Origin of the sequence: Pseudoclavibacter sp. RFBJ3 (genome assembly GCF_002931375.1) — a bacterium.
Classification (GTDB): Bacteria; Actinomycetota; Actinomycetes; order Actinomycetales; family Microbacteriaceae; genus Pseudoclavibacter.
The window spans coordinates 1-8,757 of sequence record NZ_PSXZ01000032.1 but is presented as its reverse complement, the minus strand read 5'-3'; the positions used below and the strand labels follow the sequence as shown (position 1 = coordinate 8,757).

Genomic DNA, 8,757 nt, shown 5'->3' with positions numbered 1-8,757 from the left:
GGGGAGGCGGGGGCGGAGCGGGGGGGGCGGGCGGGGGGGGACGGGGCGGGCGGAGCGGGCGGGCGGCGCTTAGTCTTTCGCGTTCGCGCTTGCCGTCGCCACGATGCGGGACGCCATGGTCGCGAAGATGAACCCGTGGAAGGGGAACACGGCTGCCCAGTACAGGCGGCCGAGGAGACCCTGCGGGAAGTAGACGGCGCGCTGCTCGTAGCGGGAGCGGATGCGCTCCCCGTCCTTCAGCTCGTCGCCGCGCGCATCCGACTCGCTGTCTCCGTCGCCGACCGGCATGGCCCGCATCTCGAGCCACGCGAGCCCGGGGACGCGCATCTCGGCCCGCAGCCTCAGGAGCGAGCCGTGCTCGCCGCCTCGTTCGATGGTCTCGACGCGCCAGAAGTCGAGTGCGTCACCGACTGCGAGACGGTCCGGGTTGGTGCGACCACGACGCAGCCCGACCCCGCCGACGAGCTTGTCCATGACGCCGCGAGCCCCCCAGAGCAGCTTCGACGAGTACCAGCCGTTGTCACCGCCGATGCCCTCGATGACGCGGAACAGCTCCTCGGGTGAGACCGTGCTCTCCTTCGACTGCTCATCGGTGAAGACCGTCTGCCCCGCCCAGTCCGGGTCGGCGGGCAGCGGGTCGCTTGGCGCGCTGTGGACGTTCGCGTCCCGCCAGCTCGTTTCCGTGGCTCGCTGCTTCTCCCGGCCGAGGGCCAGCTCGACGGCCCGCAGGTAGGTCGTGAGGCCGCCCTCGGGCGGCGGGATGAGCGCATCCACGTCGCGGTTCTTGACGACGCACTCGTTCTGCAGCGACTCGACGAGGGGCCGGGCGATGGACTTCGGAATCGGGGTCACGAGGTTCACCCAGCGAGACGCGAGGCCTGGCGTGAAGACGGGCAGCGAAGCGATGGCCCGCTGACGCAGGCCGGCCTTCACGGCGTACCCGTTCATCATCTGCCCGTACCTCAGCACGTCGGGGCCGCCGATGTCGAGCGGCCGGTTCTCGTCTCCTTCGATGCGGGCGGCACCAAGCAGGTAGTGGAGGACATCGCGGACGGCGATGGGCTGGATGTGGTTGCGCACCCACTGCGGGGCAGGCATGTAGGGCAGCACCTCGGTGAGGTGCCGAACCATCTCGAAGGACGCGGAGCCGGAGCCGATGACGATGCCGGCCTGCAGGACGATGGTCGGGACGGGCGACTTCAGGAAGACCTCGCCGACCTCCTTGCGGGAGCGGAGGTGCTTCGAGAGCTTCGCGTCGTCAGGGTGCAGGCCTCCCAGATAGACGATGCGGGAGACGCCGGCCTTCGCGGCTTGCTCCGCCACGTTCTCGGCGAGCTGCAGGTCGGTGCGTTCGAAGTCGGACCCGGACCCCATGGCGTGGACGAGGTAGTAGACGACGTCGATGTCCTGCATGGCCTCGCCGACGGCCTTCGGGTCGTCCGCGTCGCCCACGACCACGTCGACGTGGTCTCCCCAGTCGTACGCGGCGACGCGGCCGGCGTTGCGGGCCAGCACCCGCACCCGGTAGCCGGCGGTGAGGAGCCTCGGCACGAGGCGGCCTCCCAAGTAGCCGGTCGATCCGAAGACGAGCACTCTCGGCGCTGAGCCGTCCGCTCGAGGAACGGCCTTGAGCGCCGGCTCGTTGCCCGTCGGGGCTGGCGTCGCGGGCGTGCTGCTGTTGGCCGGAGCGTGTCCGGTCGTGAAGTCGCTGCCGGACGAAGACGCCGTGCTGTGCTTCGCGGACTCGCTGGCTTGGGCGTTTGGGGGCGTGCCTGGTGATGCCATGCTCGCGAGGCTATTGCCCCTGTCTGATCGCAAGATGATGGGTTGACAAAGCGGCACGACAGAGCCCCCGAGGGACATGCCGCTCGGGGGCTCTGAGGTCGATCTTCATCGTTCTTCTCGGCGGTGCGCTCTAGCTCTGCACGACCGCGACCGGGTCGGTCGTCGGCAGGCCCGTCGCGGATCCGCCCTTCGACTCGACTGTGAGGCCCACGGCCATGCCTGGCGCGAATGTTCCGTCGAGCACCTTCACTGCGGGTGCGCCGTCGGCCATGGTCAGGACCCCGGCGGGTGCGGGACCTTCCCCGTCGATGTACCAGAGCTCGTAGTCGTTCTCTTCGGGCAACTGGGCCATGCCGTCCGCGACGACCGCGGACTTGCCGAGCTCCTGCGACCAGTAGACCGTGACGGTTCCGCCGCCGGCCGCCTCGGTGCGAGCACTGTCGACGTCGGGGGCGGCGAGGATGAGCGCCACGTCGCCGTCGGCAACGGACGGCTCCTGCGAGTCCTGCCCGAACCCGCCGAAGGCGAGGCCTCCGCCGAGGAACAGGCCGACGGCGAGGACAACCGCGGCAGTCGCGGCGAACATGGCTTGGGCGCTGCTGCGGAACCAGCGGCCGCGGGCTCGTGTCTCCACGGGCCCGAAGTCGTCGTCTCCGGTCGAGGTGCTCGAGGCTCCACCGCCGACGGCGACAGAGCGTCGTTCGTCGTCAGCGTCACGCTCGTCGGCGTCGGTCTCGAGCTCCGGTGCGAGAGACAGCCTGGGCCGCCCCTCCCCCTCGGCGTCCCGCGGAGCAGCGTCGGCAGGTGCCGACGGTGTGCCGGCGTCGGAGGCTCCCGCGGGGGCCGCGGTCTCCTTCTCTCCGCCGACCGGGTTCTGCTGCGGGAAGCTGTCGAGCTTCGCGAACAGCGACCCCTTCATGGATGCGGGCGGGGGCACCGGGGAGACTGCGAGCGCGAGCTGCGCCGCGGCCTCCTGGTAGCTCTCGAACTCCTCCGAGAGCTCGCCGTCTTCCAACAGCTTGTTCAACAGTGCGCGGTCTGCGGCATCGTCGAAGTCGTTGGCGGAGAGCGCCTCTGCAGCAAGCAGCTGCTCGAGCTCCTCACGTTCCTGTTCGTAACTCATGACACCACCCCCAACTCGCGACGCAACCGATTCATTCCGTCTCTGATCCTTGTCTTCACCGTGCCGAGAGGCACCTCGAGCCGTTCCGCGATCTCACTCTGGGTGAGACCCCCGTAGTAGGCCAGGGTGACCGCCTCCCGCTGCTGATCGCTGAGCGCGCTGAGTGCCTTCTGGGCCCTCTTGTGCTCGATGCTGATCTCAGCGGACTCGGCGACGTCGTCGCGTTCCCCTTCGAAGTCGCGTGCCCCGATCTTCAGGTCACGGTCCTTCGATGCCTGGGATGCACGCACCCGGTCGATGGCTCTGCGGTGCGCGACAGTCAGCATCCATGTGGTCGCCTTGCCCTTGCTCGGCGAATACGATGCGGCGGTCTGCCAGATCTCGAGCAGCACCTCTTGGGCGACCTCTTCGGACTGCGCCTGGTCGACAAGCACTCGCCTGATGAGTCCGAGGACACGTGGTGCCATGAGGTCGTAGAGGGTCGAGAAGGCTTCCTTGCTTCCTGTAGCGGTGCGCACGAGAAGGTCCTCTATCTCTCCGATGGCTTCGCTCACAAGTTCAGCTTGCCATCTCGCGAACGTTTCGCGAAGTTCGTTGACTTCGTGTTGGGTTCCTGGGAAGTGCGTTGCTGGGACGTTCGGCCTGATCTCAACCGAAGGTGAATGAGTAAGCATCCACGCCACCCCCCAGCGTCACGGTCAGTTCTCCCTGCTTGCTCTGGTCCCCTTCGAAGAGGAGGTATGAGCCTGGGTTGCCCTCGACTTGGATCTCTCGAGGGCCGGTGCCATCGTCGACGGTCACTGTTCCGGAGCCGCCGAGCACCATGCGGATGGTCGAGGCGGTGTAGGAGAGCTTGATCTTTCCTCCGTCGTCGCTTCGGATGCCCTGCGAGTCGAGGTTGAAGTCACCGTCGAGCGAGAAGGTGTCCTGCTGCTGTTGCGCGGGGAACGTGAAGCTGCGGTCGCCCTGGCCATACTCGCCTTCACCTGCGTAGTTGACGACCTTCGTCGGCATCAGGTAGGTCTCGGGTGTCGTGCTTCCGAGTTCCGGCGTGGTGTCCGAGGTGTCGGTCTCGCCGGGGAGCTGCACGTCCGGGTTCGCTTCCTTGAGGAGGTCGCGGATCTGGGCCTCGGTCTCGGCGTATCCGCCTTCACCGAAGTGGATGGCACGGACGGTTCCCGTTGCGTCGATCAGGTAGTGGGCTGGCCAGTACCTGTTGCGGTAGTTGGTCCAGGTGCCCAGGTTGTTGTCGAGGGCGACGGGGTATTCGATGCCGAACTCGTCGATCGCGTTGGCGACGTTCGAGGCTTCCTTCTCGAAGGCGTACTCAGGAGAGTGGATGCCGATCACCTGGAGGCCGGCGTCCTTGTACGCCTGGTCCCATGCGGTGACGTGCGGGATGGAGCGGATGCAGTTGATGCAGGAGTAGGCCCAGAAGTCGATGAGGACGACCTTGCCCTCAGAGGCCTCCGCAGCGAGCTGCACCGCTTCGCCGTCAGGGGTGTTCATCCACTCCTGGATGTCGAGGATCTCTGGGGCAGGACCGCAGTCGCCGAGCTCCGGGTCGCCGGGCGTGCAGTTGGTGAGCTGCTCGTTCTGGTCGTTGACCAGGCCACCGAAGGCGAGCGCCTCCTCGACCTGCTCGTTGGAGTTGAACTGCTCCTGGAGGCCGGCGGTGTAGTCCGGCACAAGACGCTGGAGGAGCTGCGGGAGGTTGAAGACGAGTCCGATCGCGAGGGCGATCATGACGACACCTGCAGTGATGCGGATGCCGCGCTGGTGCTTGCGGAACGACTTGACTCGCTCGCCGACGCGACGTCCAGCGAGGGCGAAGATGAGGAGCGGGATCGCGGCGCCGATGCCGAACGTCACCGTGAGGATGACGGTCTCGATTCCGATCTGACCGGTCGAGCCGGCAACCGTGATGGCTGCGAGCACGGGGCCGGCGCACGGCACGTAGACGGCGCCGAGCGCGATGCCGAGGAGGAAGCCGCCGCGGTCGGTGTTGACCTGCTTCTGCGGGATCCAGGAGAACGGCTTCTCGAGGAGGTGCTCGAACTTCGGCACGATGAGGCCGACGCCGATGAGGACAAGCACGATGATGCCTGCCCAGCGCAGCACATCCTGGGGGAGCCCGAGGAGGCTGAGGAGCAGCGAGCCGAGCAGCGTGAAGACGCTGAAGCTCGTAACGAGGCCCAGGATGACGAGGTACGGCCGGGCGGATGCGCGCCGCTTCGTCGTGCGCTCGCTCTTGACTCTCGTCTTGAGCGCGCCCTCGTCAGGCCCTTCGGCCCCGGGATCCTGGGCCTCGGCCTGCATCTCCTCGTCGCTGCGTGCACCCTGCACGCCGCCCGAGAAGAAGATGACGGGTAACACGGGAAGGATGCACGGGGAGATTCCCGTGATGAGGCCTCCGAGGAAGCCTATGAGTCCTAGCGAGATCATGTTGCGCTCCCTGAAGCATGGTTGTCAGGCGGACGTTCATGCCTGTGCACTGCATTCGGAGCCGTGTGCCTATCGGTTTGTCGTTTCCGCGTATTCGATGCGCTCGATCCGCGCTGGCCACCGGACGACGGCCCAGGCGCACTCCTGAGAAAGGCACCGGAAGCTGCCCCGTTCTGGTCACGTGTTCGGCCAGCAGGCGGGGACACCTCGCTATAGACGTTCTTATAGACGGCCCAGCCGCGCTCAGCGCCGGCCCCGCATCCGTGCAGCAGCACGTCCGAACAGCCGCACTGAGCGTCGCGGACTGACGACACGCACGGTGTTGAGGGCGCGAGATCCCCGGAATGACGGGCATGTGGGGGCCACCGAAGTTTTATTCCGAACTTTTCCAATCCGCTTCAGGAGGGCCTCCGAATGCCTTTGTGAACCGCAACGGATGCGGCTCCGGCCCCCCGGCCGAGAAATGAGGAGTGAAGTTATGCGCACTATCACCAGGAAGGGCTCACTCGCCCTCCTCTCGCTGGCGGCCATCTCGACCTTCGGCCTGGCAGCCTGCTCGAACTCGGCCCCCATGGCTGAGACCGACGCCTCCACGGAAGCCTCCCCCATGGAGACTGCAATGGAGACGCCTATGGAAACCACCATGGAGACGATGGACCCAGCAGCCAACCTCGTCGGATCCGGCTGCGCCGACTACGCAGCTCAGGTTCCGGACGGAGCAGGCTCTGTCCAGGGCATGTCCCAGGACCCGGTCGCAGTTGCGGCTTCCAACAACCCGCTGCTCACGCAGCTCACGGCGGCTGTCTCCGGCCAGCTCAACCCCGACGTTGACCTCGTCTCGACGCTGAACGGCGGAGAGTTCACGGTCTTCGCACCGGTCGATGAGGCCTTCGGCAAGATCGATGCAGGAACGATCGACACGCTCAAGACCGACGCTGACCTCCTCTCGGGGATCCTCACCTACCACGTGGTTGAGGGACAGATCCTGCCTGACGAGATCGCTGGCGACCACAAGACCGTCCAGGGCGAGAACGTCACCGTCACCGGTGAAGGCGACAACCTCATGGTCGGCGACGCCAAGGTCATCTGCGGTGGAGTCCAGACCGCCAACGCAACCGTCTACCTGATCGACTCGGTGCTCATGCCGCCGTCGATGATGTAAGACAAACGCATCTAGCACGACAAACAGATATGGCCCCGGATCTTGCATCCGGGGCCTTTATCTGATTGCTTTTCGGCCCAGCACTTTCAGTGTTGCGCGAATATCACAGCGAGGGCACGGATTTCCGTGGATTCCCGCACAGGATTTCGTTATATGGATATCCGGGGGCCACAATGGGTTGTCCGGTTAAAGACGCGGCAGTGCCAACTGAGTGCCACAAGCGCCACAGGGGAAGCCATCGTCCGACACCGGCGACTACAGTCAACATCGAACTCTGGAGCTCTCATGGGATTCCTCGCATTCCTTCTTCTCGGACTCATCGCCGGGGCCATCGCGAAGCTCATCCTGCCCGGCAAGCAGGCTGGCGGCTGGATCGCTACCCTCATCCTCGGCGTCGTCGGCGCACTGCTCGGCGGCTGGATCGGCGGCATGCTCTTCGGTGAGGGCGTTGACGCGTTCTTCTCGCTCAGCAGCTGGCTCCTGGCCATCGGTGGCTCGCTCATCGTTCTCCTCATCTGGGGATTCATCACGAGCCGCAGCAGCAGGAACAAGGCGTAATACGCGCTCGCACGACCAAGGCTTCGGACCCCGGCATCTTTGCCGGGGTCCGCTGTCGTCTCCGAGACGGTACGAGGAGCCAACACCCCTCCCGTCCCCGCGCCAGAGGGGGGATCCGGACAAAGAGCCCGTGACCATCTGGGAGCCCAGGAGGTGCCCGTGAACTACCCCGCTGGCGATCGTTCGCAACGATCGCATCAAGCCGGACGTGTCCGCGTCCGCGTGATCCACCCCGGCGCTCATGCGGTGCGCCTCGAGGGCCCAGCGGGCGAGCTCACGGATGAGGTCGTCCTGCTCATCTCACGCACGGGCTCCGTCGCGAGCAGCCAGGGGACGCGCTCGACGACCCTCGACCCGCTCGATGCGACCTTCGTGTTGAACTCAGCACCGCACACCCACCGACTGCAGGCCGACTCGATCCTGCACTGCTTCACGATTCCCCGTGAGCAGCTCATGCCCGCGGGCACGGACGCAGGCACACTGTCGACGTCCCGAGCTGGCAGCAGGACACCACTGCAGCACTCGGCGGCCGCATTCCTCACCGCGTATTGCGATTCGTTGCTCGCCGGCTCAGACGCCCACCCGCAGGACGAGGCGACGCTCGTGCGCCTCGCAGCAGTGCTGATCCTCGGAGACGACGACCGGGAACGGGACCCGCACCACTAAGCAGGGACCGGGCTTCCGCTTCCCGCGCTCGAGCTTCCTGCTCGCGGCGTGGACCCTCCTGTGGGTCGCTCGAGGTATGACCTCCAGCACGGGCAGCAGCAACGACCAGCGGCCGAGTCACGACGACCAAGCGGCTGCTGAGCGGCGGGCCTCGGCACGTGCCGAGGCCCGCTGGCGGGCGCTGGCACGTTGGGAGCACTCCACGTCGCTGCCGATGTTCGTGGTCGCGGTCGTGTTCTTCGCGGCGTCATCGCTCCTGCTCATCGACGTGCAGCTGAGCGCGGACGCGCAGAGCCAGCTCACGAGCGTCGTCTCGGTCAGCTGGGCCCTCTTCATCGTCGAGTTCCTGATCCGCCTCGTGATCAGCCCGGTGAAGCTCACCTTCGTGCGTTCGCGCTGGTTCGGACTGCTGTCGCTGTTCGTCGTCGTGTTGCGGCCGTTCCTCATCGTCACGTACCTCTGGCGCCTGCCGTTCTTCCGCCTCGGTGGCCCTCGCGCGAAGCGAACCCGCAATGTCCTCGCGGTATCGATCGCGTCGCTCCTGTACGTGTACACGACGTCGCTCGGCGTGTACCTCGTCGAGCACAAGACGCCCGGCGCGTCGATCGTGAGCATGGGAGATGCGCTGTGGTGGGGGTTCACGACGATCACGACGGTCGGCTACGGCGACTTCACGCCCGTGACGCTCGCCGGCCGCGCCCTGGCCGTCTCGCTCATGGTGTCCGGCGTGCTCATCGTCGGGTTCGTGAGCGCGACCATCATGTCGGCGATCCACGAAGACGCGCAGACCATCGCGGCGAAGGCTCACGACGAAGGCGCCCGGCGTCGAGGCCGGCGGCTCCCGCCCTGAGCAGCCTGCGCGCTGACCGACCACTGCGCGCGCCCCGCCCGTCCAGGCGCCTGGACGATTTTGCGCAACAAAAAAGCCGGGGTTGGTCATCGAGGAGCATCTCTGCTCACTCAACAACCAACCCCGGCTTATGAAGAAGTCCGGCGGTGACCTACTCTCCCACAGGGT

8 protein-coding genes are annotated in these 8,757 nt (G+C 66.4%); 4 read left to right on the top strand and 4 right to left on the bottom strand.

Going from position 1 to position 8,757, the window contains the following annotated elements:
- Positions 1 to 69 precede the first annotated feature (69 nt).
- The 4 genes from C5E07_RS18770 to C5E07_RS18755 all read right to left on the bottom strand — a co-directional run bounded on the left by C5E07_RS18770 (position 70) and on the right by C5E07_RS18755 (position 5,353).
- Entirely contained in the window at positions 70 to 1,785 is a 1,716-nt protein-coding gene (locus C5E07_RS18770; RefSeq protein ID WP_104301580.1) for an SDR family oxidoreductase, read from the bottom strand.
- A 130-nt stretch (positions 1,786 to 1,915) separates the two neighbouring features.
- On the bottom strand, positions 1,916 to 2,908 hold the full coding sequence (locus C5E07_RS18765) for an anti-sigma factor (RefSeq protein WP_104301578.1): 993 nt from the start codon (positions 2,906 to 2,908) through the stop codon (positions 1,916 to 1,918).
- A complete protein-coding gene (gene sigK / locus C5E07_RS18760; RefSeq protein WP_236558643.1) occupies positions 2,905 to 3,462 on the bottom strand; it encodes an ECF RNA polymerase sigma factor SigK in 558 nt (185 codons plus the stop codon). The genes C5E07_RS18765 and sigK overlap by 4 nt, the downstream gene beginning before the upstream one ends.
- A gap of 94 nt (positions 3,463 to 3,556) precedes the next feature.
- The gene (locus C5E07_RS18755) at positions 3,557 to 5,353 is read right to left on the bottom strand and encodes a cytochrome c biogenesis protein DipZ (protein ID WP_104301574.1); all 1,797 of its coding nucleotides are present in this window, start codon (positions 5,351 to 5,353) and stop codon (positions 3,557 to 3,559) included.
- 478 nt (positions 5,354 to 5,831) lie between these two features.
- Here C5E07_RS18755 and C5E07_RS18750 point away from each other — a divergent pair, with 478 nt between their 5' ends.
- From C5E07_RS18750 to C5E07_RS18735, 4 genes are all read left to right on the top strand, one after another.
- Positions 5,832 to 6,515: a fasciclin domain-containing protein gene (locus C5E07_RS18750; protein ID WP_104244973.1), complete on the top strand. Its 684-nt coding sequence runs from the start codon at positions 5,832 to 5,834 to the stop codon at positions 6,513 to 6,515.
- 285 nt (positions 6,516 to 6,800) lie between these two features.
- Positions 6,801 to 7,073 carry a GlsB/YeaQ/YmgE family stress response membrane protein gene (locus C5E07_RS18745; protein WP_104244975.1) on the top strand — a complete coding sequence of 91 codons (273 nt, stop codon included), beginning with the start codon at positions 6,801 to 6,803 and terminating at the stop codon, positions 7,071 to 7,073.
- Positions 7,074 to 7,232: 159 nt separating this feature from the next.
- The gene (locus C5E07_RS18740; protein ID WP_181058189.1) at positions 7,233 to 7,739 is read left to right on the top strand and encodes a hypothetical protein; all 507 of its coding nucleotides are present in this window, start codon (positions 7,233 to 7,235) and stop codon (positions 7,737 to 7,739) included.
- Between the two features lie 76 nt (positions 7,740 to 7,815).
- Positions 7,816 to 8,589 (top strand): potassium channel family protein, encoded by a 774-nt coding sequence (locus C5E07_RS18735; protein WP_104301570.1) that lies wholly within the window; start codon positions 7,816 to 7,818, stop codon positions 8,587 to 8,589.
- The last annotated feature ends 168 nt before the right edge of the window (positions 8,590 to 8,757 follow it).

What these genes read in the sequence shown, in the direction of transcription:
- C5E07_RS18750 (WP_104244973.1), top strand. Translation starts at nt 5,832, where the DNA reads ATGCGCACTATCACCAGGAAGGGCTCACTCGCCCTCCTCTCGCTGGCG.
- C5E07_RS18745 (WP_104244975.1), top strand. Translation starts at nt 6,801, where the DNA reads ATGGGATTCCTCGCATTCCTTCTTCTCGGACTCATCGCCGGGGCCATC.
- C5E07_RS18755 (WP_104301574.1), bottom strand. Translation starts at nt 5,353, where the DNA reads ATGATCTCGCTAGGACTCATAGGCTTCCTCGGAGGCCTCATCACGGGA.
- C5E07_RS18770 (WP_104301580.1), bottom strand. Translation starts at nt 1,785, where the DNA reads ATGGCATCACCAGGCACGCCCCCAAACGCCCAAGCCAGCGAGTCCGCG.
- C5E07_RS18765 (WP_104301578.1), bottom strand. Translation starts at nt 2,908, where the DNA reads ATGAGTTACGAACAGGAACGTGAGGAGCTCGAGCAGCTGCTTGCTGCA.
- C5E07_RS18735 (WP_104301570.1), top strand. Translation starts at nt 7,816, where the DNA reads ATGACCTCCAGCACGGGCAGCAGCAACGACCAGCGGCCGAGTCACGAC.